This window comes from Pseudoalteromonas sp. bablab_jr010 (assembly GCF_016464105.1).
Classification (GTDB): domain Bacteria; phylum Pseudomonadota; class Gammaproteobacteria; order Enterobacterales; family Alteromonadaceae; genus Pseudoalteromonas; species Pseudoalteromonas simplex.
On sequence record NZ_JACDWV010000052.1, the window covers coordinates 81,108 to 107,295 of the forward strand.

26 protein-coding genes are annotated in these 26,188 nt (G+C 40.4%); 12 read left to right on the forward strand and 14 right to left on the reverse strand.

Going from position 1 to position 26,188, the window contains the following annotated elements; genetic code table 11:
* Positions 1-31 precede the first annotated feature (31 nt).
* Entirely contained in the window at positions 32-469 is a 438-nt protein-coding gene (locus JIG37_RS03345; protein WP_199528693.1) for a GNAT family N-acetyltransferase, read from the reverse strand.
* Between the two features lie 69 nt (positions 470-538).
* On the reverse strand, positions 539-1,282 hold the full coding sequence (locus tag JIG37_RS03350) for a sporulation protein (RefSeq protein ID WP_054551711.1): 744 nt from the start codon (positions 1,280-1,282) through the stop codon (positions 539-541).
* Positions 1,283-1,503: 221 nt separating this feature from the next.
* On the opposite strand from JIG37_RS03350, the gene JIG37_RS03355 reads away from it, so the two are divergent.
* From JIG37_RS03355 to JIG37_RS03365, 3 genes are all read left to right on the forward strand, one after another.
* Positions 1,504-3,075 (forward strand): cation:proton antiporter family protein, encoded by a 1,572-nt coding sequence (locus tag JIG37_RS03355; RefSeq protein WP_054551712.1) that lies wholly within the window; start codon positions 1,504-1,506, stop codon positions 3,073-3,075.
* A 283-nt stretch (positions 3,076-3,358) separates the two neighbouring features.
* Positions 3,359-3,640, forward strand: coding sequence for a hypothetical protein (locus tag JIG37_RS03360; protein WP_054551713.1), 282 nt, complete (start codon positions 3,359-3,361; stop codon positions 3,638-3,640).
* 138 nt (positions 3,641-3,778) lie between these two features.
* Positions 3,779-3,997, forward strand: coding sequence for a DUF3820 family protein (locus tag JIG37_RS03365; RefSeq protein WP_054551714.1), 219 nt, complete (start codon positions 3,779-3,781; stop codon positions 3,995-3,997).
* A gap of 108 nt (positions 3,998-4,105) precedes the next feature.
* Here JIG37_RS03365 and JIG37_RS03370 read toward each other — a convergent pair whose 3' ends face one another.
* From JIG37_RS03370 to ilvY, 6 genes are all read right to left on the reverse strand, one after another.
* Positions 4,106-5,353, reverse strand: coding sequence for an ATP-binding protein (locus JIG37_RS03370; RefSeq protein WP_054551715.1), 1,248 nt, complete (start codon positions 5,351-5,353; stop codon positions 4,106-4,108).
* 6 nt (positions 5,354-5,359) lie between these two features.
* Positions 5,360-6,052: a response regulator gene (locus tag JIG37_RS03375; protein ID WP_054551952.1), complete on the reverse strand. Its 693-nt coding sequence runs from the start codon at positions 6,050-6,052 to the stop codon at positions 5,360-5,362.
* A gap of 14 nt (positions 6,053-6,066) precedes the next feature.
* Entirely contained in the window at positions 6,067-6,453 is a 387-nt protein-coding gene (locus JIG37_RS03380) for a DUF3019 domain-containing protein (protein WP_054551716.1), read from the reverse strand.
* A gap of 1 nt (position 6,454) precedes the next feature.
* Positions 6,455-7,234: a MipA/OmpV family protein gene (locus JIG37_RS03385; protein ID WP_138617086.1), complete on the reverse strand. Its 780-nt coding sequence runs from the start codon at positions 7,232-7,234 to the stop codon at positions 6,455-6,457.
* Between the two features lie 225 nt (positions 7,235-7,459).
* Positions 7,460-8,509: a GGDEF domain-containing protein gene (locus JIG37_RS03390; protein ID WP_054551717.1), complete on the reverse strand. Its 1,050-nt coding sequence runs from the start codon at positions 8,507-8,509 to the stop codon at positions 7,460-7,462.
* 179 nt (positions 8,510-8,688) lie between these two features.
* Complete coding sequence (ilvY, locus tag JIG37_RS03395; RefSeq protein ID WP_199528694.1) at positions 8,689-9,591, reverse strand: HTH-type transcriptional activator IlvY; 903 nt, start codon at positions 9,589-9,591, stop codon at positions 8,689-8,691.
* A gap of 146 nt (positions 9,592-9,737) precedes the next feature.
* On the opposite strand from ilvY, the gene ilvC reads away from it, so the two are divergent.
* The 4 genes from ilvC (at position 9,738) to JIG37_RS03415 (ending at position 15,390) form a co-directional block, all read left to right on the forward strand.
* Positions 9,738-11,210: a ketol-acid reductoisomerase gene (gene ilvC / locus JIG37_RS03400; RefSeq protein ID WP_199528695.1), complete on the forward strand. Its 1,473-nt coding sequence runs from the start codon at positions 9,738-9,740 to the stop codon at positions 11,208-11,210.
* A 144-nt stretch (positions 11,211-11,354) separates the two neighbouring features.
* Positions 11,355-13,268, forward strand: coding sequence for a methyl-accepting chemotaxis protein (locus tag JIG37_RS03405; RefSeq protein WP_166339001.1), 1,914 nt, complete (start codon positions 11,355-11,357; stop codon positions 13,266-13,268).
* Between the two features lie 84 nt (positions 13,269-13,352).
* Positions 13,353-14,537, forward strand: coding sequence for a tetratricopeptide repeat protein (locus JIG37_RS03410; protein WP_199528696.1), 1,185 nt, complete (start codon positions 13,353-13,355; stop codon positions 14,535-14,537).
* On the forward strand, positions 14,524-15,390 hold the full coding sequence (locus JIG37_RS03415) for a M20/M25/M40 family metallo-hydrolase (protein ID WP_199528697.1): 867 nt from the start codon (positions 14,524-14,526) through the stop codon (positions 15,388-15,390). The genes JIG37_RS03410 and JIG37_RS03415 overlap by 14 nt, the downstream gene beginning before the upstream one ends.
* Here the strand turns inward: JIG37_RS03415 and JIG37_RS03420 are convergent, their stop codons facing one another.
* Positions 15,391-15,708, reverse strand: coding sequence for a GIY-YIG nuclease family protein (locus JIG37_RS03420; protein ID WP_199528698.1), 318 nt, complete (start codon positions 15,706-15,708; stop codon positions 15,391-15,393).
* Between the two features lie 117 nt (positions 15,709-15,825).
* Between JIG37_RS03420 and bamE the strand changes: the two genes are divergently transcribed.
* Positions 15,826-16,188, forward strand: a complete 363-nt coding sequence (gene bamE / locus JIG37_RS03425; RefSeq protein ID WP_054551724.1) for an outer membrane protein assembly factor BamE — start codon at positions 15,826-15,828, stop codon at positions 16,186-16,188.
* Between the two features lie 41 nt (positions 16,189-16,229).
* Here bamE and JIG37_RS03430 read toward each other — a convergent pair whose 3' ends face one another.
* Both JIG37_RS03430 and JIG37_RS03435 read right to left on the reverse strand, forming a co-directional pair.
* Positions 16,230-16,556 (reverse strand): RnfH family protein, encoded by a 327-nt coding sequence (locus JIG37_RS03430; RefSeq protein ID WP_138601550.1) that lies wholly within the window; start codon positions 16,554-16,556, stop codon positions 16,230-16,232.
* Complete coding sequence (locus JIG37_RS03435) at positions 16,553-16,993, reverse strand: type II toxin-antitoxin system RatA family toxin (protein ID WP_054551726.1); 441 nt, start codon at positions 16,991-16,993, stop codon at positions 16,553-16,555. The genes JIG37_RS03430 and JIG37_RS03435 overlap by 4 nt, the downstream gene beginning before the upstream one ends.
* Before the next feature lie 133 nt (positions 16,994-17,126).
* On the opposite strand from JIG37_RS03435, the gene smpB reads away from it, so the two are divergent.
* A complete protein-coding gene (gene smpB, locus JIG37_RS03440; protein WP_054551727.1) occupies positions 17,127-17,606 on the forward strand; it encodes an SsrA-binding protein SmpB in 480 nt (159 codons plus the stop codon).
* Positions 17,607-17,871: 265 nt separating this feature from the next.
* Positions 17,872-20,397: a TonB-dependent receptor gene (locus tag JIG37_RS03445; protein ID WP_228482563.1), complete on the forward strand. Its 2,526-nt coding sequence runs from the start codon at positions 17,872-17,874 to the stop codon at positions 20,395-20,397.
* Between the two features lie 70 nt (positions 20,398-20,467).
* Here JIG37_RS03445 and JIG37_RS03450 read toward each other — a convergent pair whose 3' ends face one another.
* Positions 20,468-21,073, reverse strand: coding sequence for a peroxiredoxin C (locus JIG37_RS03450; RefSeq protein WP_054551729.1), 606 nt, complete (start codon positions 21,071-21,073; stop codon positions 20,468-20,470).
* Between the two features lie 279 nt (positions 21,074-21,352).
* Between JIG37_RS03450 and JIG37_RS03455 the strand changes: the two genes are divergently transcribed.
* A complete protein-coding gene (locus JIG37_RS03455; RefSeq protein ID WP_199528700.1) occupies positions 21,353-22,234 on the forward strand; it encodes an NAD(P)-dependent oxidoreductase in 882 nt (293 codons plus the stop codon).
* Between the two features lie 54 nt (positions 22,235-22,288).
* On the opposite strand, the gene fadR is transcribed toward JIG37_RS03455, so the two are convergent.
* Positions 22,289-23,002, reverse strand: a complete 714-nt coding sequence (fadR, locus tag JIG37_RS03460; protein WP_054561887.1) for a fatty acid metabolism transcriptional regulator FadR — start codon at positions 23,000-23,002, stop codon at positions 22,289-22,291.
* Between the two features lie 232 nt (positions 23,003-23,234).
* Between fadR and nhaB the strand changes: the two genes are divergently transcribed.
* Complete coding sequence (gene nhaB, locus JIG37_RS03465; RefSeq protein ID WP_199528701.1) at positions 23,235-24,815, forward strand: sodium/proton antiporter NhaB; 1,581 nt, start codon at positions 23,235-23,237, stop codon at positions 24,813-24,815.
* 89 nt (positions 24,816-24,904) lie between these two features.
* Here the strand turns inward: nhaB and tyrA are convergent, their stop codons facing one another.
* Positions 24,905-26,038 (reverse strand): bifunctional chorismate mutase/prephenate dehydrogenase, encoded by a 1,134-nt coding sequence (gene tyrA / locus JIG37_RS03470; protein ID WP_138601546.1) that lies wholly within the window; start codon positions 26,036-26,038, stop codon positions 24,905-24,907.
* Between the last annotated feature and the right edge of the window lie 150 nt (positions 26,039-26,188).

The following is a 26,188-nucleotide window of genomic DNA, read 5'->3' on the forward strand; positions in this document are numbered from 1 at the left end:
TAAGCATTTATGTTTGAAGTGGCCCCATAGGCTACTTCAAACACATATCCTGATGTGGAATACCATCTTCTAGGTAATCATCGCCCACATTTTCAAAACCAAATTGCTGATAAAACCCTGTTAGGTAACACTGAGCACCAATCATAATCGCTTTATCAGGCCAATGCCTCTTACATGTATCAATCGCGGTTTGCACTAGCTTGCTTGCGAGTCCTTCACCACGAAATTGCTCTGCTACCAGCACACGACCAAATGCGCTAAATTGCTCATTCTTTTTATAGCATCGTGCATAGGCTGCCACCTGCAGGCCTTTGAACAAGAACACATGTTGGGTCAGTGCATTGTTATCCACTTCGTCAATTTCTGGGTAAGGGCAAGTTTGCTCTACCACAAATACATCAACCCGCGCCCGTAAAATGGCAAATAACTCATCTTTACTGAGTTCGTTATAACTTTTAATTGAAAACATAATGCTCCTTAATGAAAACAAAAAACCCAGCCGTAGCTGGGTTTTAACTCGCTATTCAGTCGTTAATCTTTAAGCAAATAATCGCTCTAGCTGATCACACAGCTGCGATAGGTTTACATGATCATGCTCAATAGTTAAATCGACATAACCGTCCCCTCTAAAGGCACGGTCAAGCTCGATTAATACATGAGTTTTATGTGCTTCAGGCACAAATGATAGTTCAATCTCTTGTAAGCCAAAAAGGCTTCGGCTATTTGGACGATATTCAAGTTCTTGATAACAGCCTGAATGCGATTGAAAAGTAGGCGCTTTTAAATAACCCTTTTCTACATCTGCTTTCACTAAGCTAAAACCAAGTCTATCCATCGCTTCCATTAACGTGCTTACAGCGTCATTAGGATAAATGTGTAATGCATCACGATCAGTTGGATCAAGGGCTAGATCAATGTCTAAGCCTGTTTCAAGCCAAACATGCGATTGGTTATAACCAGCGTTAATTTCAGTGATCGGGGTTTCAGAATGTAGGCGTGCTTCAAATGGGATATGCTTTTCAGCGCCCGCTGCAATCATGCCAATATCTGTAATTCGCCATTTTTCTATCACATGGTTTGTAAAATACTCACCGTCATCACTTTCAACTTTCACACGGGTCATAAGTGCTAGGTCTAAACCCGAAATTTCTTGATCAACATCACCACCTTTGATGACTATCACGGCATTAAATTTTTGACCAGGTTGTAAATGCTCTGTCTCAAGTACAGTGTCAACTTTTGCTGCACCAATACCTACTGATGCAAGGATTTTCTTAAACATCTATTCTCCTTAAGCCAGCTTCTTAGTTATGGCTTAAATTCCTTTGTTAATGCATCTTAACCACAATTAAAAGCTATTGTCAGCGAAAAAATGTTGCTTTTGGCGGATTAATCAATAAATCATGGATAAGTGCTTATTTTTTGAACTCTTCTTGCTCGATATTGTTTTCCAATAACGAATATTTCGCTACACTGCTAGCAAATGAAGCTAAAAGAACAATTATGGAACTTATCTACTTTGCTACCGCTTTCGTGTTTGGCTTTGCCATTTATCAATTAAAGCTACCTCCTCTCATCGGCTTTTTATTAGCAGGCTTTGCGCTTAATCTTTATGGCTATAAAACAACCGAACTACTAAATACATTAGCAAACCTTGGTGTAACACTATTACTTTTTAGCATAGGTCTAAAACTTAAAGTGTCTAATTTAATGAAACCGCAAGTGTGGGCGCCTGCCTCAATGCACATTGTTCTGAGCAGCACGCTGTTTAGTGGTTTTATGTTACTGCTAGGTGCCCTTGCACTGCCTTTATTTAGTGAACTTACTTGGCAAAGTGCATTGTTAGTCGGCTTTGCTTTTAGCTTTTCAAGTACCGTATTTGCCGTAAAAGTATTGGAAGAACGCGGTGAGATGGCAAGCCTGCATGGTAAAATCGCCATTGGCATTCTAGTTATGCAAGATATCTTCGCTGTTATCTTCTTAGCCATCAGTACAGGTAAAGCACCGAACATGTGGGCACTGGCATTATTAGTGGGATTGCCTATTTTACGTCCAGTGATGTTTTGGGTATTAAATCGCTCAAAACACGGTGAACTATTACCTTTATTCGGGTTTTTCTTTGCACTAGTTTTAGGTTACCAAGCATTTGAATTTGCAGGTCTTAAAGGTGATTTAGGTGCGTTGATTATCGGTATGATGTTCGCATCACACAAAAAAGCAGGTGAGTTATCAAAGTCATTACTGAATTTAAAAGATGTGTTACTGGTTGGCTTTTTCTTAAATATTGGTTTGAATGCCGAACTGACAAGTCACGCAGTGATTGTTGCACTTATCATTATACTCGTCTTGCCACTAAAAGTTGCACTTTATTATGTACTGACAAACGCATTTAAGTTACGTGCTCGTACTTCGTTATTAAGTGCATTTAGCTTAGCCAATTACAGTGAGTTTGGCCTGATCGTTTGCGCAGTTGCAGCTACCAGCAATTTAATTACTTCTGAATGGCTGGCAGTTATGGCTATTGCAGTTTCAATCACATTTGTTTTAGCCTCGCCTCTTAACAAACGATCTAATGAGATTTATGTCAAAATCGAACATTGGCTACTTAAATTTGAAAGTGACAGCCGTCTTGCTGAGGAACTACCTGTTAATTTAAATGATACTAAAATCGTGATATTTGGCATGGGCCGTATTGGCACAGGTGCTTATGAAACGATTAGCCAAACCCATCCAAATCTTGTCGCGGGTATTGATATCAAACCTGATGTAGTAGAAAAGCACATCAAACGTGGTCGTCGGGTATTACTCGCTGATGCAACAGACCCTGATTTTTGGCAACGTGTAAATCATTCACATGTCGGTATGGTAATGCTCGCTATGCCTAAACATATGCAGAATATTTTTGCTTTGGAGCAACTACGAGCCTCAGGTTATCAAGGACAAGTTACTGCAATTGCCAATTATCCAGATCAGCAAAAAGAACTAGAAGATATGGGCGTTGACTCTACTTATAACTTTTATTTAGAGGCAGGAAGTGGTTTTGCAGAGCATGTAAAGCAAAAACTTTTTTCTTAGCACCTAAAATAATTATTGGTACTTAAGGATGGTGCCAATAATTATCTCTAAAATTTTCAGCAAGTTGCATAGTCAGGTTAAAATCACCTGTTTTTTAGTTCCCTTTATTAGGTCAACTCTATTTACAAAGCTTTACATGTAGATTAGCAATCACCAATAAAAAAAGAGTAGAATCCTAAGAGTACTAATAGCTTAGTATCTATTTTTAACACAAAGAAGTGACACAGTATAAGCATATTACGACTAGCATATGCGTAACTGTAAACTGATTAGGGTTGTTTAAATGAAGAATAAGTTTACCAACGAAGTTTTGGCAGACACGGATGATGCGCGTTCTGGGAAACTTTCAGACATTCAGCAGCAGCTTGATGAATTACAACAAAATGGCATGACCCCAATGGATATAAGGGCGGTGCTTTTTAACAAGATGCTCGATATCTATCAGGTACCTAATGATCACTTTCTGAGAGATGCAGAAACACCAGAAAGAATTGATGATCCGTCTATTGCATTGCAATTGCAACAGCTCGGTTTTTCAAAAAAACCTCGATATCAATTACACTAACTACTAGGCATTACTCTAGTAGTATCTATTCTGAGGGCCTACCTCCCTCACTAAATAGGCTGTTTCTTGCCCGTCACAGCCTATTTTCTCTCTTATTTTTACCGTATCATCTAACTTTAAAGTTTCTTTGAGATAAAGATGGATACAGCTGAACTCAAACGTGCCATAAATACTAAGATGCCATTTGGAAAGTATGCTGGCCGCCCTTTATTGTTACTCCCTGAGCCTTATTTAGTTTGGTTTAAACAGCAAGGATTTCCAGACTCTAAATTAGGAGCACAACTGGCGATGATGTATGAAGTGAAGCTAAATGGCCTAGAAAAAATGCTCATGCCATTATTAAATGAAAATAATTAAACTTTTTACGAACTTTTATAAATTGGTGCGGTCTATTACTTTGCTACTTGTTTATTTTTGGTTTTAATCTTTAAAAAGCGCCCTAGGCGCTTTTTTTATGCCTGCAATTTAGAGCGAGTTACTTTTAAATAAATGAATCGTAAATTTAGCTCCACCTAATGGTGAATCACACACCTCAGACTGCCCTTGATGCCAACTAACAATTTTAGCAACAATCGCAAGGCCTAAGCCAAAGCCGCCGGTTTTCTTGTCACGGCTTTTATCTAGACGAGTAAATGGCTTAAAAATACTTTGCCACTCAGACTTAGCTATCCCTGGGCCGTCGTCTTCAACACTTATTTGTATTGAATCACCCAACTCTTCAAGGCTGACATGAATTTTATGGTTTGCGTATTTTTGTGCATTGCCTAATAAATTTTGAATACAACGCGCCATAAAATGCTCGTCACACTCATAGTAAAGCTGCCTAGGCGCACTCACTGCTACATCGATATCAGTAGCAAATTCGAGCTTATTCACGACACTGTTAATAAGCGCTGTAAGGTCACACGAACGTGGCTTTAAGCTTGGTTGATGCGAATCAAGTCGTGCGTATTCAAGCATCTCAGACACTAGCGCTTCAAGCTCAGCAATATCAGCCTGCATATTATCTATATAACTATAAGATTTCTCATTTTCAATTTGCTCTTCAAGCATAGCAACGGCAAACTTTAAACGCGCCAACGGCGTTCTAAACTCATGAGAAACAGAAGAAGTCAGTTCTTGCTGCGCAGCTAGTAGGTACTGAATACGCTCTTGCATAGCATTAAGCGTGCCTGTAATTGGCAAAAAAAATGATTTAGATGCATCACGCAATTCGAAATCTTGCGAGCCGCCTACCGCCTCACAAGCTAAAGTGAGTTTGTTAAAGTCTCGCCAAAGTAACAAGCTCCAAAGACCAATAGGAAGACCAATAATGGCTAGTAATAAAAAATAGGGCCAAACAGAGCTAAAGTTAGGATTTGATATTGAGAGTGGACCAACTTGTAATAGCTGAGTCTCATTAATAGTAATGTACCAAATTACCTTCTGCTGCTGATTAAAAAGATACAGATAGTGATCATTTTGTAATTGTGTTTTGAGGTTTGTTGGTAGGGCGAGATCAGTTAAATCAATTAGCTCGCTATTAAACTCTTGCTGTAATTTAGCTAAGCCATTGTCAGTTTGACTTAATAGCCATAATGATTTACCAAACTCTTGATCTAGAGCGATTTGTTGCTGTGTGTCTTCATAGGGCCATAACTGCTCTATGACCCCACTAACAAGAAACAGAGAAACTATTATGTAAAGATATAAGCTAGCAAACAGTTTCCCCATTAATGATTACATATCCCATGCATCAGAAACGAACAGGTAACCTTGCCCCCAAACTGTTTTAATTCGGTATGGTTTATCACTGTTATCACCTAATTTCTTACGGATACGCGATACACGTACGTCAACGGTTCGGTCTAAACCATCATATTGACGACCAATCATATGTTGATGAACATGCTCACGACTTAACACTTCACCTGCATTTGAAGCAAGCAACCAAAGCAGCTCAAATTCATGAGAAGTCAGTGTAATTTCACTGCCTTTAAGTGTAACAATGCGGCTAGTTTTATCAATGGTTAAATCGCCAAAGCTAAGCTCTTCTGGTGCTTTGTTTGTAGCTTGACCACGGCGTAACAATGCGTTGATGCGCGCTAATAATACGCGTGGTTCTGCAGGCTTAATAACATAATCGTCTGCACCTAGTTCAAGCCCAATTACTTGATCAAAGTCTTCACCTTTTGCTGTAAGCATTAGAATTGGTAAGTTGAATTTATCGCGTACCTGACGGCAAACACTAAAGCCATCTTTACCCGGTAACATGACATCTAAAATCATTAAATCAACTGGATTGTTCTCAAGGTATTCGAAAACTTCATCGCCGCGTTCAAGGACCGCAACATCCAATCCATTATGCTGAAGGTAATCGCGTGTTAACTGCTGTAAGCCGAGATCATCTTCAACAAGTAAAATCTTTGCCATTGGTTGCTCCTGATTTAAAAAAAGCTCCACGGTGAACGTAACCTACGCCTCGTTGTTTTTGCTTCAGTGCTTTGCACTTCGACTTTTGTGGTCGCAACTTTGCTCCCCGTGTGCGGATTGACTAAGGAGTATATTGTTTCAACCTGAACCCGCGCTTTATGGCTATAAAGCCCATTATTACTATCAGTCCAGCATTGAATTTGCTGGTTATTTTGGTATAAACACAGATCTTGAGGTTGAGCAGTTTTCCAGCTAATTTTTAATTCAAGATCACAAAATTCGTGCTGTTGTAATACAACACACACTTTTGGTGTGATATCAAACTGAGTCGCTTGTGCATAGCTTGGGGGAGCCCAAATAACAGCAACAAACACACACAGACTAAAAACAAAATACTTCATATTAAAAAATATGATTGAATCCTATAAAAGCAGTCATCGAATACGTGTGTTCAAAAAGCGGACTGTCATCCACGGCTGAGTAGTCATAATATGCTAAATGAAAACGAAGAGAGTTAGTCTCACCTAGAGGCCAACGGGCGTCGATTTTAGCATAAGGTTGCCAGCTACTGCCAACCTCTATTTCTCCGTATGATGATTCTTCGGCCGATAAACCATAAAAATAATCATTTAATTCGTTCGATTTATACCAAACACCTAAGCTCGGTGCGATACTTAAACGACCTAACTGATGGTGAGATTGCCATTGTAAGGCACTGCGAGCCCCTTTATAAACCCCGGAGACATCAGCTAGAACCTGAACAGAGAATACATGATTACTGCGGATATAGTGATAACTCAAGCCCGCATCTAAAGCCCAGCGTCTTTTTTTTACGTCATTTGTTGTGACAACAGACTTTTCAACTAATTCATCACTACTCGTTGATTCAACAACGAAGCTATTTGACGTTTGCAAGGCAAATACATTACTAGGATGAAAATCTATAAAAAAACGGGTCTCGGGGTTAAATTCAGTGACAATGTTAACAACATGTGTGTCGCTTTCATGAAGGGAATAGCCTAAGCGACCATTATCAAAAAACCATTGTTCACCATAAAAAGCAACCTCTGGTAGCAGTATTAAAGGTAAATTGTCACCTCCATGCAATGGGTTTGTGATTACCCCAGCCCCAGTATTAACACTTAAGTGCCACTGCTCAGTATCAATTTGTTGATTTGCCATACGGCTTTCACGTTCAGTGCGAGTAGAATCATCAGCATACGCTTGACCCACACATACTAGCGCCAAAGCATAGAAAACTACGCAGAACCTGATCGTTAGAAACTTCATTATTATTTTACGACCAAAGAAAATTTTGCAATGTCAGCATAATATCAAGATGTGAACAAACTGTCCTCAGCAGGTTACAAGTATTCACAAATTTGATACATATTTCGATTAAGTTTGTTACTCCTCGACAATCTCTATGCGATTGCGACCATGTTCTTTAGCTAAGTAAAGCGCCTTATCAGCTTTAGCAATGAGCTGTTCAGGGTTACTATTTTTAGCTTTTATCGCAATACCAAAACTAGCCGTTACTTGACTCAACACCTTATCAGAATTTGGCTTCTTGATTTGTAATTTAGCGATAGTTTGGCGAAGTAGCTGTGTGAAATTAGTCATATCACTAATACTTGCAAACTGGGCCGTAAAGCAAAATTCTTCACCACCGTAACGATAGACTTGGCCAATACTGGAAACATGCTTTAATAGCTTAGCAGACACTGCTCGTAATACTTGGTCCCCTTTTTGATGTCCAAAGTTATCATTAAATGATTTGAAATGATCAATATCTATCATGGTTAATACTGATACTTGAGCTAATTCATTGTTTTTACAAAAACGCTTTATATCTTCATCAAACTTGCCACGATTCAATAACCCTGTTAATGGATCTCTTTGCGCTTTATCTTTCGATCTAATCAACTCTTGTTTTAAGTCGGTAATTTCTGCATAAGCTTGTGCTAATTGATTTTGAAAGTCCTGTGCCCTACTTTGTAAGGTCGCTGACTCATCACTTAGGCGTTCTACACAATCAAGTACATCATCAAAGCCTGTTTCTTGGCTGATATCTGCATTTTTTAGTTTCAAATGGCATTCTTGAAGCGTTTGGTTAAACTCTGTTGAGTAATTTATTGCTTCATTGATGTCTTGATGTACCTTTCCAACAACATCATTAAAACCACCTGATAACTGATAAAACAATGCTAAATCATCACTAGATAGAAACTGGTTGAACAGCGCTTTAGCATGCTCGTGGCTGCACGTTTTAAATTCATCAATAATTTTATCTAAAGCATCATTAAGTTCGGGGGTTTTATTGCTGACATACGCATACCAAATCGCATAATTTAGCGGTGTTATTGGCATCTTGTACTTAACCATGAGAGGAATAGCTTGTTTTAAACAGTGACTTGAATAACTTAGTGAATGCTCGGCTTGCGCAGAAAGTATCATGATTCTAGGCCATGAAAATTTTATTATTTTAAATTACGTTAACAACACCTTGAAAAAAAGCAATAAAAATGGATTTTATCCATTTAAAACCAGTAAAAAACACGAAAAATAAATGCAAAAACCAATACTAAATAACTATCAAAAATTAAACCTTTTATACCAACATCAAATCGTTAACGCTAAATAGCTTGCTGAGTAAGTGATTGAGCAATACTCCAGATAGCATTGAGCGCAGGATCATGGCGCTCTTTATTCAAAACAGCTAAACCAATTTCGAAACCAGCAACAGTCTGCTCAGCATCACTTACGATTTGCACTTTATCTTTAAGCGGACTGTTGTCCAAAACTATCTTTGGCACCATGGCAATACCTAAACCTAAGCTCACCATAGACACCATCGCTTCATGGCCTGCAACCTGAGCGTAAATTCGGCCGTGAATATTCTTTTTACGCCACCACTGCTCAAGACGTTGCCTTGATAATCCTTGCTCAGCAACAATAAACTCTAAATCTGACCAATCAATTTGTTCACTGGCAGAAAGCTTTTCGCTGATCGGGCACGCTATTTTTGGTGCTATCAATACTAATGGTGAGTACCCGACACTGGTAAAGGCAATTTGCCCAGGTAGCTTTAAAGGTTTTGCGGCAATTGCCATATCTTCATGGCCATCTAAAACACGGTTTATTGCAAGAGCGGGATCACCGGTATTAAGGGTAATTTCAATAAATGGATGTTGCATTCGCAATTGCTCAAGTATTTGATGTAAAAAACTATATGAGGCAGTTACAGAGCAATAAATACTGACATTGCCATAAACATGCTGTTGCGGCTCTTGCACATTAGCCTTAAAACGATGCCAGTTAGCCAGCGTCGCATTTGCGTACTCAATGAATGACTCACCTTCGCGAGTTAATTTGACAGTGCGATTATCCCGATTAAACAACACCACCCCAACTTCTTCTTCGAGCTGTTTAATATTACGGCTTAAAGTTGGCGCACTGATATGGCAAAGCTCACTCGCTCTGGCAAAGTGTAGCGTCTTGGCTAACGCTAAAAAGTAATTAAGATGTTTGTGATCCATACCGCCACCATTTCATTTTATGAAATACTTTAATTCAAATATATCATTTTACGCAAGGTAAAAAATTGCATAGTGTTAATACATACAAAGAACATCACGTCGGTTCTTTGATTTTCTAACAAAATTGTATTTATAGGACACTAACAATGGCGAATTATTTTAATACTCTTCCTTTGAGAGAGCAGTTAGCGCAATTAGCGCAGTGTGAATTTATGGACCCAGCAGAGTTTGCTGATGGTGTAGACGCTTTAAAAGGGAAAAAACTCGTTATTGTCGGTTGTGGCGCACAAGGCCTTAACCAAGGTTTAAATTTACGTGACTCAGGCTTAGATGTTTCTTATACATTACGTGAATCAGCAATTACTGAGCGCCGTCAATCTTTCTTAAACGCATCTGAAAACGGTTTTACTGTAGGCACGTATGAAGAGCTTATTCCAACAGCAGATGTAGTTTTAAACTTAACACCTGATAAACAACATACGGCTGTTGTAAATGCCATCATGCCATTAATGAAACAAGGTGCAACACTTGCTTATTCACACGGCTTCAACATTGTTGAAGAAGGCATGCAAATCCGTGAAGATCTAACTGTTATTATGGTTGCACCTAAGTGCCCTGGTTCAGAAGTACGTGAAGAGTACAAACGTGGCTTTGGCGTACCAACATTAATCGCGGTTCACCCAGAAAACGACCCTCAAGGCCATGGTTTAGCGCAAGCTAAAGCGTATGCAGCAGGTACCGGTGGTCATCGTGCGGGTGTACTAAAATCATCATTCATTGCAGAAGTTAAATCTGACTTAATGGGTGAGCAGACGATTCTATGTGGCATGTTACAAACTGGTTCACTACTTTGCTTCGATAAAATGGTCGAAAAAGGCATTGATGCAAGTTACGCGTCAAAACTAATCCAATATGGTTGGGAAGTGATCACTGAAGCACTTAAGTATGGTGGTGTAACTAACATGCTTGACCGTTTATCAAACCCAGCAAAAGTGAAATCATTTGAATTAAGTGAAGAGCTTAAAACAATCATGCGCCCACTTTATAACAAGCATATGGACGATATCATCAGTGGCGAATTCTCACGCGGTATGATGGCTGATTGGGCTGAAGATGACGCAAAATTACTCTCATGGCGCGCAGAAACTGCCGAAACTGCATTCGAAAAGCAACAAAATACCGACCAAGAAATCAGCGAGCAAACATTCTTCGACCAAGGTATTTTAATGGTTGCAATGGTTAAAGCAGGTGTTGAGCTTGCCTTCGAAACCATGACTGCAGCAGGTATCATCGCAGAATCTGCTTACTATGAATCACTACACGAAACGCCGCTTATCGCAAACACTATTGCTCGTAAGAAGCTTTTCGAAATGAACCGAACTATTTCAGATACTGCAGAGTATGGCTGTTACTTATACAACCACGCGTGTTTACCACTTTTACAAGACTTTATGAAAGACATCGATACAGATGTTATTGGTAAAGGTCTTGATAGTGCGAGCAACCAAGTCGATAACCAAACCTTGATTGCCGTGAATAAAGCACTACGCGAGCACCCGGTTGAAATCATTGGTAGCAAACTACGTGGTTACATGTCAGCAATGAAGAAAATTGTTTAACCCTGGAAAGTAAGTTTCGCTTGTTAGAAACCAAGCCCAATTGCTTATATGCTTTGGGCTTTTTTTTTGTCCCTACATTGATTCGTCATCTGTAAAGTGTATGCTAAAATTACTGACTTAAATGTTGTAAACTAAGACACTTTCATGGCGTTAAATCAATTCACCATCACTAAAAAAATTACCCTACTTGGCAGTTCTATCGCCCTCATTGTTGCTGCGTTAATCGGCGCAACAGCGATATACAGTGCAAAACAAATCATTGAACAGCGAATGATTGAATCGGAACTACCGAGCAAACTACAAGCAATTGATAATTATATTACTCACGATATAAATCAAATGATCAGTGCAGCTGAGCAACTCTCCAGTAACGAGTTTGTATTAGAGTGGGCTAACTCTGGAAATACAGATGATAAAACACTGCTAAAAGAGCTTAACCGCCTTGTTACCCAGTACGATCTAGCAACGGCTTCTTGGGCTAACCGTGAAACAGCACAATATTGGAACCAAGACGGTTTCTTGCGCGTTTTAACTAAAGAGCAAGATGGTTGGTTTTTCGCGTTTACTAACACCGCACAACCCTTTTCGATCAGTATCTATCAAGAGTCACCGACTGATGTAAAAATGTTTGTGAACCACCAGCAAACTAATGGCATTGGTTTAGCAGGCCTTGCAAAAAGTATCGACGATATGCAGGGCATGCTTAAACGCTTTCAAATAGAAGAAACCGGTTTTGTATTTGTTGCAGATAAAAACGGCCTAATTCAGCTGCATAAAGACGAAAACAAAGTCGCTAAAGCTAAGTTGGATGACGTTTACAAAACGGACATCACACGGGCCCTACTAACGCAAAGCGACTTCAATTTACAAGAAATCAACCTTAATGGTGAAGCAACCTTAGTGGCGGCAAGCCCAATTAAAAACACTGATTTGTTTGTTATTGCCCAAGTGCCAAAGCACGAAGTGTTTTCGAGCATTCAAGTTTTACAATGGCAAATCATCAGCTTTGCGATTGTGATTGCGTTGATTGCAAGCTTTGCAGGTTTAGTATTGGCACGTACGCTTTCATCGCCGCTGTCGAAAATGGCTGAGTTGTTCACCCGTTTAGGCTCTGGTGATGCTAATTTAGCGTATAGACTTCCTGACTCTGAGCAACCTGAACTTGCAAACTTATCAGCGGGCTTTAACCAATTTATCTCTAAGATTGAAACTGCAATTAGCCAAGTTGCTCAAGAAAGTAGTGAAATTAGACAAAGCGCCGATCATGTGTTTCAGCAAGCACAAAAGAACTCAGTGGCGCTTGATAATCAAAAAGAGCAAACTATCTCGGTTGCTGCGGCGATTAATGAAATGGGTGCAACAGTGCAAGAAATTGCCTCAAGCGCAGCGAACACGGCTAAGCTCACTGAGAATAGCAAGCAAAACACTGAACAAAGCCATACTCAGGTAACGCAAAGTAAAGAAGCAATAATTGAATTGGCATGTGATATCGATAATATCACCGAGCAAGTAAACGAGCTGGCAAACAAAACACAAGCGATTGCCAGTATTGTCGACTCTATCAGAGGGATTTCGGAGCAAACCAACCTATTAGCACTTAATGCGGCAATTGAGTCTGCTCGTGCGGGTGAGCACGGTCGAGGCTTTGCTGTTGTAGCTGATGAAGTTAGAGCGCTTGCAAATCGCACGTCGCAATCAACAACTGAAATTCAAACCATGATCAGTGAACTAACAAATACGTCTGATTTAGTGGTTAATCATATCAATCATTCGAAATCACAAGCTCAATTGAGCGTTGATGCAATGCAGAGTTCTGTTGAATTACTTAATGCCATTAACGATGCTGCCAATGAAATAAACGATATGGCAACCTTAATCGCAACTGCAACTGAAGAGCAAAGTAATGTAGTGGCAGATGTCGGTCGTAACATTGAGCAAATAAGTGACATTAGTGATAACGTTATGCGTGAACAAATTGATAGTGAACAAGCAATCAAAGACTTAGCAAACAGTGCGCAAACCCTTGATGACCTTGTTGCAACTTTTGATAAACGCTGACACGTTTTGTAACAGTTAACCCTGACCCTTTTTCATTCACGGCCTATACTTAAATGGTATTAGGCCAAGAATTAAGAGGGTCAAATGAAATTACCTAGCATTGTTTTCGCCTCAAGCTTTTGCTTATTAACAGCGTGTAGTAGTACAGAAAATAACACCGCCCCACCACCACTTGCTTTGGTGCAAAGTAATACGTTTACCCAAACCTCAGTTGAAACCCAACAAGAAATTTTTGCATTAAGCAAACATGTCAAACAACAACTTGACAGTACTTTTCCCAAAGATGGTCGATCATTGCAAAGTACTAAAGGCTTACTCAGGTTTCTATTACAAAATGGCGATGCGTCTTTATCTTATCAATCTGGTGCGACCTTAACGGCCAATCAAGCCTACGAAAATTTAAATGCTAACTGTTTATCGTTATCGATTTTAGCCTACAGCCTCGCTGACTATCTTGGCCTCGAAGGGCAATTTCAAAAAGTGCATATCCCAGAGTATTGGGCGCTGGATAATGGTTTTAACTTACTCACAGGGCATATCAATTTGAAAGTGAGTGAATCAACAAAACAAGTGTTAAATCGTAAAGTTATATACCCTCAAGAGCGCTCTTTGGTGATAGACTTTGACCCTAACAGTCGCCAAGAGGCGTTTAAAACCAGCAACATCAACAAAGCCCGCATCACAGCGATGTTTTATAACAATAAGGGCGCAGCTGCGATGTTAAAACATGATTACGACACTGCTTTTAGCTATTACAAAGCAGCAGTTGATATTGATAGCAACTACTCAGGTGCATGGGGCAACCTTGGGGTATTATTCAGATTAACGAGTGACTACCAAAGTGCTGAAACAGCCTATCAGTATGCGATTAGTTTAGATCCTGACAACAACACCGCGCTAGGCAATTTAGCAAGACTCTATAACCTGACCGATCGTAAAGAGCAAGGCCAAGCTATATTAGCCATGCTTGACAAGAAACGCCAAGCAAACCCTTATTACCATATTTCTTTAGGTAATGATGCCTATACGACCAGCCGTTACCAAGATGCCATAAAACACTACAAAAAAGCCCGTGACTTAAATTCAACCCTGCATGATACTGATTTTGGTTTAGCCAGAACCTATTATCAATTGGGTGACTTAAAACTGGCTAAAAAGTATTTAACTATGGCAAACAATAAAGCTGACTTTGATCATGATAAACAGCGTTACGAAAGTAAATTACAAGCGCTTCGCTCGCATACTGCAAAACTTATTGATTACCGCTAGTGCTGCACTGATAAGCACAGGGCACGCTTTTGCCAATACAAACTTAGCACAAGACGTTATAACGCTAACGTCACCTCAATTTGCTGGGCGAAAAACGAATACCGAGGGCGCTAAATTAGCCGCCGATTTCATAGCAGAGCGCTTTGTCGCTCTTGGCTATTCAGTAAATGAACAAATTTTTACTTATCAATCAGGTTTCTTTAGTGAGGCGGTTGGGAGAAACATTGTTGCGATAAAAAATAGCCCTTGTGAAAAGTGTAAAAAAATTATTTTTACAGCCCATTACGACCACCTTGGGCAACAAGGCAGTCGGCTTTACCCGGGTGCCAATGATAACGCCAGCGGCGTTGCAGCTTTACTTTATTTAGCTGACCACTTTGCACAAAGCCCTCAGCGCTATCAGTTAGTGTTTGTTGCAACCGATGCCGAAGAAAATGGCCTACATGGTAGCGATTACTTGGTATCGACACTTAATACAGACAAAATAAAACTTAACATTAATTTAGATATGCTTGTTGTGAATCCAAGAAAACCGCGTATCTATGCGTTTTTAGATAAGCAATCATTAGCGCACTATAAAGATGACATTAAAGCTTTGTCTGATGAGCAGCTAACCTTTATGGCAACTAGCTCGTCGGCGAGGCTGAATCGATTATTTGATCTCAAAGTTGATTGGCGCAGAGCAAGTGACCATTATTCGTTTGCTAAAGCGGGGATCCCATACATTTACTTTGGTATCGGACACGATAAACATCATCATCAGAGCACCGACACAGCTGCGCACATCGACTTTACATTGTTCGAATATGCCATGGCGAAAATAGCCCTATTTATTGAAAAGCTTCCAAGTTAGTTATTTGGGTAGCTCAGAGGTTAAAACAAACTGCCTTTTTTGCGCTTTGCTAAGCTTTTTTACGCTTATTTCAAGTTTAGTTGCTTCACTACGATTACCCACTTGCTGTTGATAGATAAGTATTAAAGGCCCCTTGCCTTTGAGGTTTTTAGCCCCTTTTCCCGCTTGATGCTGCATAAATCGCTTTTCAACATTGGTGGTGATCCCCGTATACCAATGACCCAAACGTGTTTGCACTATGTACAAATGCCACAGACTCTCTGAATTATCATTGTTTTTTATAGGCTGCTGTAAACTTTCTGGGTTTGCTGTGGTCAAATTTGTGCCTCTTGATTGTTAATCGCATTTGTGTAAAAACAATTACTGAAAAGGGTTTTACCTTCAGTGACTAATCGGTATCATGCAGTGTATAAAAAATAAGGATTCAAACAAATAATGCAGTCGTTTAAAACTTTTTCTTTTTGGTTAGTACTTACCCTTACTTTAAGTGCTACAGCAGGGTGTTCAAGCTGGGTTTACCGAATCAACATTCCTCAAGGTAACTTCTTAGAGCAATCAGATGTAGATAAGCTACGTGTTAATATGACGCGCGAGCAAGTACTGTATGTACTAGGCAAGCCAGTCGCTGAAGACTCATTTGATAAAAATACCTGGCACTACCTTTACGTATTCAATCTTGGTCGTAGCAACGAGCAACGTAAATCACTCACTATTAACTTCGAAAACGATAAGCTTGTTTCGTTATCGGGTGACTATGAACAACCTAGCGAATTTAATACGCCGCTTGAACAAGAGTAATAGCAGCGCAAATTATTAAGGGTAGCCTAGGCTACCCTTTTTTATGCCTTATTAAGCGGACGCCCGCCTGTAATTTTATTAGCTCGGCCCTCTTCTTTGGCTTTTTCAGCACGGCGCCTACGTGCATCCTTTGGATCAGCAATAAGAGGTCGATAAATCTCAATACGATCGCCATCTTTTACTTCTTGATTCAGTTTGCAAGTACGATTCCAAATCCCAAGCGTTAAATTATTTGCGTCTATTTCTGGGCACTTCTCGATAATGCCCGACTTAATCACCGCTTGCTCAGCGGTAGTACCTACAGGCACTTCGACCAGTAAACTGGTTGCTGTTGTTGGTAAGGCGAAAACCACTTCAACAGTGATCATGGGCGAACTCCATATACAGTTTTAGCGCGTTGAGTAAATGCATTAACCATATTCTTAGCGACTTCGTTAAATACTTTTCCGAAAGCCAGCTCAATAAGCTTACTAGCAAATTCAAACTCAAGATGCAGTTGCACTTTACAAGCTTTATCGTCCAGCGGTAAGAAATGCCATTTACCCTGTAGCTTTTTGAATGGGCCATCAACTAGGCGTAGCGCAACCGTTTGCTCATCAATAAAGGTATTTTCGGTAGTGAACCACTTTTTTAAACCTGCTTTCGATATTTCTAGACTAGCTGTCATACCACTGGCTTGTTGTGTAATGATTTTAGCATCAGAGCAATGTGGTAAAAACTCTGGATATGCATCTACATCATTCACTAAATCAAACATTTCTTTGCTGCTGTACATTACCAGCGCACTTTTTTCTATTTGCGGCATATTCACTCCCAACTTTGTCGGCGAATTTTAGCAAGCTTTGACTATTTACCCAAATATTAGTGACGCGAAAATTTCTGCAAAGCCTTAAAAAAGCGATGTAAAAACGCTGTTTTTACGTATAATATGAGCCACTATGGCTAAGAAAAAATCATCTAAATCGACAAGTAATACCATCGCGCTAAACAAAAAAGCGCGTCATGAGTATTTTTTACACGATAAGTTCGAAGCAGGGGTTGAACTACAGGGCTGGGAAGTAAAAAGTATCCGAGCTGGTAAAGTAAACATCTCTGAGACTTATATTCACATTAAAAACGGCGAAGCATTTTTACTTGGCAGTCAAATTCAGCCTCTCAACAGTGCTTCTACTCACGTAATTTGCGATCCTTTAAGGTATCGTAAGTTACTTTTAAATAAGCGCGAAATCGATCGTCTTATCGGTGCTACAGAACGCGAAGGTTTTTCATTAATCGCAACTGCAATGTACTGGAAAAAATGCTGGGTGAAGTTGGAGTTCCACCTTGCTAAAGGTAAAAAGATGCACGACAAACGTGAAGACGGAAAAAATAAAGATTGGGCGCGTGAAAAAGAACGCCTGATGAAACATAAAGCTTAATTTTCCTAAATGAGCCTAACCTTTTTGTTAGGCTCGTACCCCCTACCAGTCCTGACTTCCAAACAAAATTACCCTAACCTTTTAAAAAACCCATCCTTTTTTGCTATTTCATTCACTTGCGTTTACATGATATCAATCTTTACTGTGATTAATTCACAACACTTTCACAATTAAGCAAGGATTGAATTATATGAACAGCAACCACCGCTTTATACAGCGACCTTTATATGCATTTACCATTGCAGCATTAGCAGGCACCAGCTTTATGTCTGTTGCTGCACAAGAAGATGGAGCTGAAAAGGTCGAACGTATTGAGGTTACCGGTTCACGGATTAAGCGCTCAGATATCGAAGGGCCCTCTCCAGTACAGTCTATTAGTCGTGCAGATATCGACAACATGGGCTACGATAACTTACAACAATTATTAGAACGTATGCCTGTTGCAGGTAATGGTACATTTTCTACTCGCGGTAATAACCAAGACTCCACAGCCAATGGTGCTGCAGCTGTTAGCCTTAGAGGTTTAGGCTCTGATGCTACATTAGTACTAATTAACGGACGCCGTGTATCTATCAGTGCTTTTGCAGAAAGCATTACCAATTCATTTGTTGATATCAACTCGATTCCAGTCTCTGCGATTGAACGTATTGATATTTTAAAAGATGGTGCATCTGCTATTTATGGTTCTGATGCAGTTGCAGGTGTAGTTAATATCATCTTAAAGAAAGATATTAATGGCCTAGAAGTAAACCTTGGTTATGGCGGTACCGATGGTCCTAACTACGAAGAAAAAACAGCAAGTTTAGTATGGGGTACCAGTACAGAGAAAAGCAGCGCATCAATTATTATTGATTACTTTAACAACACAGCACTCTCATCTGATGAAATGGGCCGCCTAGGCACAGCCAACCAAGAACCATACGGTGGTATGGATTTTCGCTCATCGCGTGGCTTCCCGGGCTACTTCTATGTAGATGGTGAAAAAACCATTGATCCAGCCTGCCCAGCAGAAAATGCAACCGCAAGTGGCAGCTGCTTATTTGACTACGGCCCGTATGGTTACGTAACCCCAGCATCTGAGCGTGTCGGTGCTATCTCACAATTTGAATATAACTTCGACAATGGTATTTCAGCTTTCTTAGAGGTTGCAGTACAACATAATACGTCGCAAGCAGCAGGTGCACCGACCCCGCTTGATGAAGATGCAGGCCTTACAGTACCTGCAAGCCATCCTAACAACCCGTTTGGCCAAGATATCGAAATTGGTCGCTACAGAACCGTAGATGCCGGCCCTCGCCAATGGGATATTGAATCTGATACGCTTCGCTTTGTTGCCGGTCTAAAAGGTGAAATAAATGACTGGAGCTGGGAAGCAGCTGTTCAAAAAGGTCGCAGTGAATCAATGCAAACAGGTAATAGAAGCCAAGGTTGGGTGCGCACTGATTTCCTACAACAAGAAATCGATGCAGGTAACTATAATCCATTTGGTGGCACCTATAATGACCAGGCAGTGATTGACCGTATCACCACAAGCTTAGTGCGCCGTGGTGAGTCTCATATGACCTCATTTGATGCAAATATTAGTGGTGAAGCATTCAGCTTTGGCGATGATGTAGTAATGATGGCTGCAGGTATTGAATACCGTGAAGAAGATGTGAGCGATATTCCAGACGACCAATTCCAGCGTGGTTTAATTTTTGGTACTGAGTCTGTATCAGCCGCTGCTGAACGCGACCAATACGCAGCTTACATTGAGTTTTCAATTCCGCTGGCTGATAACCTAGAACTGCAACTAGCTGGTCGATACGATGACTACAGCGATTTTGGCTCAACTACAAACCCTAAAGTAGCTGTTCGCTGGGCACCAACTGATTCAATCACTGTTCGTGGTTCGTGGGCTCAAGGTTTCCGCGCGCCTTCACTGGCACAAATTGGTTTAGGTCCGTCGGAAGAAAGTCAATTCTTTGTAGATACTTACCGCTGTCAGGCAACAGGGCTTGACTGTAACGCTCTAGATTACAATATCCAATTTGCAGGTAACCCAAACCTTGAAGCTGAGGAGTCAGAGTCATGGAATGTGGGCTTTATCTGGGCACCAACCGCTGAATTTGGTTTTGGAATCGATGTATGGAGCATTACACAAGATAATAAGATAGATGAGCAAGAGTTCGGCCCTATCTATGATGAAAACTGTAATGATCAAAACAGCACTGTCTGCGTGCGTTTAGCACCACAAAATGGTCAAAGCTTAGGTGTGATCCAAAAAGTTTATAGCACCTTTGAAAACGTCTCATCACAAGAAGTATCAGGTGTCGATGTATCGGCTAACTACACACATGCGATGAACGATTACGGCTTCTTAAAATTCAATTTAGAATGGGCTTACCAAAACGAATTTAAGAAAGATGGCCGCGATTACACTGGCGAATATCGTTATCCTGAAAACCGTTGGATTTTCTCAACAAATTGGGAAATGGGTGACTTCAACACGAATGTGAACGTTAGTTACACGGGCGAGTTTGAAGATACGCCAGATATCGACTTTGACGGTAATTTAGACTTTGATAGCAACACATCACGTATGGTTGATTCACAAACGCTGGTTGATTTACAAACAGCGTATAACTTCTCAGAGAAAATTAAACTTTCTGTGGGTGTGAATAACGTGTTTGATGAAGATCCTCCGTTTGCAATCGGTGATGGTGATGGCGACTTATATGGCTATGTATCAAGCGTACATAACCCACGTGGTCGTTATTTCTATACTAAGCTAACAATGCGCTTTAACTAAATCTCATTGAGCTTAAAAACAAAAACCCGCCAAATTGGCGGGTTTTTTAATTCTTTAACTTAGGCCTAAATTATAGATCGCCTTCGTTTTCAGAAAGGAACTTAGCAACACCTTCAGGGCTTGCGTCCATACCTTTTTTGCCTTCAGTCCAACCAGCTGGACATACTTCACCGTGCTCGCTGTGGAACGCTAGCGCGTCAACCATGCGGATCATTTCGTCGATGTTACGGCCTAGAGGAAGGTCGTTAACTACTTGGTGACGTACGTTACCTTCTTCGTCGATAAGGAAAGAACCACGGAAAGCAACACCTGCTTCTGGGTGCTCAACATCGTATGCTTGACAGATTTCGTGTTTAACGTCTGCAACTAGTGCATATTTAACTTGACCAATACCACCGTCAGCAACGGCAGTGTTACGCCATGCATTGTGTGAGAATTGTGAATCGATAGAAACACCAATTACTTCAACGCCACGCTTTTGGAACTCTTCAAAACGCTTGTCGAAAGCGATTAACTCTGAAGGACAAACGAAAGTGAAGTCTAACGGGTAAAAGAAGATAACTGCTTTTTTACCTTTGATAGTTTCTTTTAGGTTGAAGTTTTCAACGATTTCACCGTTACCAAGAACAGCTGCTGCAGTAAAGTCTGGTGCCTGACGGCCAACTAATACACCCATTTTTATCTCCAAATATTTGAGTTTATTTCCAATTGCCTAAGCAATACTCACATAGATATGGTTACTAAAACGCAAAAACCAAGTGTAAGTATTGATAAATTGCAAGATAGTGTAATGAGGTTACAGACAAATGAACAATCGAAAAAAGCGATATGCCTAATCGGAAAAATTGATTTATTAAAATATTACGTAACTCTTGAAGCAAACAATCGCAAAGAGCTGCAAAATCAGCAGCTAAAATCTGATAAAATATGCCGAGCTAAGCGACTAGGTAGAAAAATGAAAGTTTTGATCACAGGTTCAGCAGGTCGGGTTGGCCGTGCAATTTATATCAAGTTAATGAGCAATTATAATGTCGTTGGGATGGATAAAGCGCCCTGCTCTACAGCTGACTTTGTGGGTGATATTCGTGACCAACACTTAATTCAGAGAGCTCTTCAAGACATCGACGTGATAATCCATACAGCCGCTTTACATGCCCCTCATGTTGGCCTGCACTCTGACGACGATTTTTACACTATAAATGTGGAGGCGACAGAACAACTGGCACTGTTAGGTATAGAAGCAGGCGTAAAACAGTTTATTTTTACCAGCACCACAGCGCTCTATGGTTCAGCTTCAACGCCATTAGGTCAAGCGGGTTGGGTAAACGAGGATATTATTCCAAAGCCAAAATCCATTTACCATAAAACTAAAATTGCCGCCGAAGCCAAGCTTGAAGCTATTTCAATAAAGCACAAATTACCAATCACAGTATTACAGATGTCTCGCTGTTTTCCTGAACCTGCCGATATTATGGCGCTATTTCGTAATAGCCGTGGCATCGACGCTCGCGATGTTGCCAATGCCCATTTATGTGCAATCGAGAAAAAACTAAGTGGTTTTAATCGCTTTATTATTTCAGGCGTTACGCCTTATTCAAAAAAAGATTGCCAGTCGCTTTATAAGCAAGCAGATAAAGTCATTATTGAAAAAATCCCAGCATTAGCAGAAGCATTCAAGGAGCGAGGCTGGCTATTACCAACGAGTTTAGACCGAGTATACGATTCAACTAGAGCGCAGCAGCAACTTGGCTGGCATCCCAAACATGATTTTAATAGTGTTTTAGCAATGCTTGATGATGAAAGCGCTGAAGTACTCCCGGTGCTTAAAAGTAACTAACAAAAAACCCAGCTTTTAGCTGGGTTTTCAAAATAGAATATTAATTACGGTCGCTTAGTCCATGATATCTTCTGGCATATCACCACGAATTTGTTGCCAAATTTCACCTGTTTGATGACCATATTTACGCATCATTGAAATCGCACCGTCGTGTTCACGACGCTCTGCCAGTTCTGTTAAATCTTTATAAAATTGACGCGCTAATTCACGAGTTCGAGAATCAGAGAAGTAGTGGCAGCCAATTTTTGAGTAGAAACCTTTAAAGCCATTTAGGATAAGAACGTAAATGCGGTTATTACCCGCAACTGCTAATTCATGGTGAACTTTATAATCGTAATCAGCAAATGCTTGCGCACTGTCTTCTAGCTCTTCACTTTGCGATAAAATTTCAATTACACGCTCAGGAGCAAGCTTAATAGCCGCACGGGTATAAATTGCACTGATATTTGTGCGTGCAGAAAGTAATTGATCTGTAAGCTCTGGCATTTTGTCTTCATCTAGTCGCGCTAGCGTTTCTAAAATGTTCAGGCCCGAGGTTTCCCAGAAGTTATTTACACGGGTAGGTTTACCGTGCTGAATCGTTAGCCAGCCATCACGGGCTAGACGCTGAAGTACTTCACGTAAGGTTGTACGTGTAACACCTATCAGCTCAGATAATTCACGCTCAGCTGGAAGAATTGAGCCAGGCGGAAAGTCACCATTCCAAATAGATTCAACAATGTATTCTTCAGCAAAACCTGCTGGGCTTTTCGCTTTAAAAATTCTCATTCACTTTCCACTTGAGTTAGCAACTACTTTTACCGCATTTGGTGTTCAACTCACTGATTGTACCAGATGATAAGCAACTAACAAGTAAACTAACTCGGCAGTACATAAAAATCTATAAGATCTAGTTAAATAAATGGCCTTTTGGATTAAAAGTACTTCAAATAACAATACTATCGATATAATCAATTTCTATTTATTAACAATAATAACCAGCACTGATATAGGTATGGCCATGCAGCAGCGCGTTTTACCAGCTCTATTTAAAAATTTTTTAGGAACTTCACCAAAGTGGTACAAATACACCATTATTGCGTTTTTACTAATCAACCCGGTGTTATTTCAACTTAACCCTTATCTGGCAGGATGGGTATTAGTGTTAGAGTTTATTTTTACACTCGCCATGGCACTTAAATGTTACCCGCTACAACCGGGTGGTTTACTGGCAATTGAAGCCTTGTTTATCGGCATGACAACAGCAGGTCAAGTTGAACATGAGATAGTACAGAATATCGATGTGATCCTGTTACTTATCTTTATGGTTGCTGGTATCTATTTTATGAAAGACTTACTTTTATATATCTTTACAAAGCTGGTTGTTTCGGTACGAAGTAAAACCGTATTATCCCTGTCGTTTACGATAGCTGCCGCATTTTTATCTGCTTTCTTAGATGCGTTAACGGTGATGGCCGTTGTTATTGCCGTCGCGATGGGCTTTTACAGTATTTACCACAAGGTAGCATCAGGCAAAGACTCCAGCAGTGAGCATGATATTAATGACGATAACCAAGTTCGCCCAGTCAATCGTCAAGAGCTTGAAGAGTTTCGTGCTTTTCTTCGTAATTTATTAATGCATGCATCCATAGGTACTGCCTTAGGCGGTGTTTGTACTATGGTAGGCGAGCCACAGAACTTGATCATTGCAGAGCGTGCAGGCTGGTTATTTGGCGAATTTTTCTTCCGAATGTTGCCTATTACTTTACCCGTTATGATTGCAGGTATTGCCACTACTTTCTTACTCGAAAAAACCAAAACCTTTGGTTACGGCGCAAAACTCCCTGCCCCCATCCACACGATTTTATCGGATCATGCTAAAAAGCTAGAGAAAAAACGCACTACACGCGACAAAGTAAACCTAGCGATTCAAGCTTTCATTGCTGTTTGGTTGATCATAGGTTTAGCCCTTCACTTAGCCACTGTTGGTTTAATTGGTTTGTCTGTTATTATTTTTGCCACGGCCAGTGCCGGTATTATTGAAGAGCACCAATTAGGTAAAGCATTTGAAGAAGCCCTACCATTCACAGCGTTACTTTGCGTATTCTTCTCAGTTGTTGCAGTTATTATCGACCAGCATTTATTTACACCTGTGATCGCATGGGTACTTACTTTCGAAGGTCAGCTGCAACTGGTGATGTTCTTCATTGCCAACGGTATTCTTTCGATGGTCAGCGATAACGTGTTCGTGGGTACTGTGTATATCAATGAAGTGGCTGCTGCGTTACAGGCAGGTCAAATTACCCGTGATCAATTTGACCTATTAGCTGTGGCAATTAACACAGGTACTAATTTACCAAGTGTTGCTACGCCTAATGGACAAGCTGCCTTCTTATTCTTGCTTACATCAACATTAGCCCCTGTGTTAAGACTATCTTATGGACGCATGGTATACATGGCGCTACCTTATACCATAGTGTTGACGATTGTTGGCTTGAGCATGACCTTATTCAGCCTTTCAGATATGACTGACTTGCTGTATCAATGGGGCTTAATCAATCACCATAGCGGTGCGTTACCTGGCTCATTAGGTGGTCATTAAAACGATTATTTAAAACAAAACATTTGAAACTAAAAAGCCCGCTTGATGCGGGCTTTTTTGATAGAGCTCTTTTTTGCTAGATTAGATGTTTAATCAAGCACTTTCGCGTCGTTTGCTTTGTTGAGTAAGCTGCGGCTTTGCGTTAAGAAATGTGCAGTTGCATCAGAGAAGTATTCTTTTGCATCAGCAAATGCGGCAATCAATGATGCTTTATCCCCTGCTTTTAGCTTTTCTAGCGTGTCTGCAAAAGTATCTTGGTAGTTGGCAAGCAGTGCTTCTACATCGTCGAATTGTGCTAACATGATGTCAGAGTAAAGCTCTGGCGATTGGGCAAATAAGCGCCCGACCATCATTAACTCTAACTGATAAATGGGTGATGAGCAGCTGCGAAGCTCTGCAAGTGTATGGCTTTGCTTGGCAAGAAACTGGCCATATACAAAAGTTGTTAAGTGACGCATAACCTGAATGATCTGCATTGCTTCATCGTGTTTTTTAGCATCCATTTCAACTACTTGGCAGCCCCAAACTTGTAGTTGTGCCATTAACCCTTTAGCTACTTCATGATCTCGCCCTTCACACACGACCACCGTTTGTTTTACCCAATGTGAAATATCTGGGCCAAACATGGGGTGTAAGCCAACTACAGGGCCGCTATGAGCCGCCATAAGTGCTTTTAAAGGTTTTTGCTTAACAGAAGTAATATCAACCAGCAAACAGTCATCATCAAGTGTCGGTAGCGCAGCGACAACTTGCTCAAGTGCATTAATTGGCACACTGACAAGAACCAATTTTGCCCCTTTTAATATCGTCTCACTTTGTGCTTGCTGTGCTTTATCTAAAATACGCACTTCATAACCTGAACGAGTAAATTGTTGAGCAAATAACTGGCCCATGGCACCTTCACCACCCACAATTACAATGGGTGATAATTGGGGTGCAACACAGGCAAGGCTACCTTGTTGGTTTTGATACGCTTCACGCATCATACGACGCAATATATCTTCAACTAACTCAGGGTTAACCCCTTGTGCGACAGCTTCTTGACGACGAGCTGCAAGTAACTCAGCCTCGCGATCTGGGGCATGTAATGGTGCTCCGATTTGTTGCTTAATTGCGCCTATTTTTTCTGTAATCCCATTACGCTTTGCCAGTAATGCCACCAATTGCGCATCACATTCATCTATTCCTGCTCTTAAATCAGCTAGATCATTCACTGTTACCACGTTACTACACCTCAAACCCTATAAATGTAAATATTTATATACAAAAAAGTAAAGCTTTTAATACAAATTATAGTAACAGGATAACAGCCAAAGCACAAAGCCCCAACGCTCTTGTAGCATAGCTTATAAAGGGATAAATAGGAGTAAGTA

Bases quoted from the DNA above. Each gene is read 5' to 3' on its own strand.
- JIG37_RS03345 (WP_199528693.1), bottom strand. From the start codon at position 469: ATGTTTTCAATTAAAAGTTATAACGAACTCAGTAAAGATGAGTTATTT.
- JIG37_RS03350 (WP_054551711.1), bottom strand. From the start codon at position 1,282: ATGTTTAAGAAAATCCTTGCATCAGTAGGTATTGGTGCAGCAAAAGTT.
- JIG37_RS03355 (WP_054551712.1), top strand. From the start codon at position 1,504: ATGGAACTTATCTACTTTGCTACCGCTTTCGTGTTTGGCTTTGCCATT.
- JIG37_RS03360 (WP_054551713.1), top strand. From the start codon at position 3,359: ATGAAGAATAAGTTTACCAACGAAGTTTTGGCAGACACGGATGATGCG.
- JIG37_RS03365 (WP_054551714.1), top strand. From the start codon at position 3,779: ATGGATACAGCTGAACTCAAACGTGCCATAAATACTAAGATGCCATTT.
- JIG37_RS03370 (WP_054551715.1), bottom strand. From the start codon at position 5,353: ATGGGGAAACTGTTTGCTAGCTTATATCTTTACATAATAGTTTCTCTG.
- JIG37_RS03375 (WP_054551952.1), bottom strand. From the start codon at position 6,052: ATGGCAAAGATTTTACTTGTTGAAGATGATCTCGGCTTACAGCAGTTA.
- JIG37_RS03380 (WP_054551716.1), bottom strand. From the start codon at position 6,453: ATGAAGTATTTTGTTTTTAGTCTGTGTGTGTTTGTTGCTGTTATTTGG.
- JIG37_RS03385 (WP_138617086.1), bottom strand. From the start codon at position 7,234: ATGGCAAATCAACAAATTGATACTGAGCAGTGGCACTTAAGTGTTAAT.
- JIG37_RS03390 (WP_054551717.1), bottom strand. From the start codon at position 8,509: ATGATACTTTCTGCGCAAGCCGAGCATTCACTAAGTTATTCAAGTCAC.
- ilvY (WP_199528694.1), bottom strand. From the start codon at position 9,591: ATGGATCACAAACATCTTAATTACTTTTTAGCGTTAGCCAAGACGCTA.
- ilvC (WP_199528695.1), top strand. From the start codon at position 9,738: ATGGCGAATTATTTTAATACTCTTCCTTTGAGAGAGCAGTTAGCGCAA.
- JIG37_RS03405 (WP_166339001.1), top strand. From the start codon at position 11,355: ATGGCGTTAAATCAATTCACCATCACTAAAAAAATTACCCTACTTGGC.
- JIG37_RS03410 (WP_199528696.1), top strand. From the start codon at position 13,353: ATGAAATTACCTAGCATTGTTTTCGCCTCAAGCTTTTGCTTATTAACA.
- bamE (WP_054551724.1), top strand. From the start codon at position 15,826: ATGCAGTCGTTTAAAACTTTTTCTTTTTGGTTAGTACTTACCCTTACT.
- JIG37_RS03430 (WP_138601550.1), bottom strand. From the start codon at position 16,556: ATGATCACTGTTGAAGTGGTTTTCGCCTTACCAACAACAGCAACCAGT.
- JIG37_RS03435 (WP_054551726.1), bottom strand. From the start codon at position 16,993: ATGCCGCAAATAGAAAAAAGTGCGCTGGTAATGTACAGCAGCAAAGAA.
- smpB (WP_054551727.1), top strand. From the start codon at position 17,127: ATGGCTAAGAAAAAATCATCTAAATCGACAAGTAATACCATCGCGCTA.
- JIG37_RS03445 (WP_228482563.1), top strand. From the start codon at position 17,872: ATGTCTGTTGCTGCACAAGAAGATGGAGCTGAAAAGGTCGAACGTATT.
- JIG37_RS03450 (WP_054551729.1), bottom strand. From the start codon at position 21,073: ATGGGTGTATTAGTTGGCCGTCAGGCACCAGACTTTACTGCAGCAGCT.
- JIG37_RS03455 (WP_199528700.1), top strand. From the start codon at position 21,353: ATGAAAGTTTTGATCACAGGTTCAGCAGGTCGGGTTGGCCGTGCAATT.
- fadR (WP_054561887.1), bottom strand. From the start codon at position 23,002: ATGAGAATTTTTAAAGCGAAAAGCCCAGCAGGTTTTGCTGAAGAATAC.
- nhaB (WP_199528701.1), top strand. From the start codon at position 23,235: ATGCAGCAGCGCGTTTTACCAGCTCTATTTAAAAATTTTTTAGGAACT.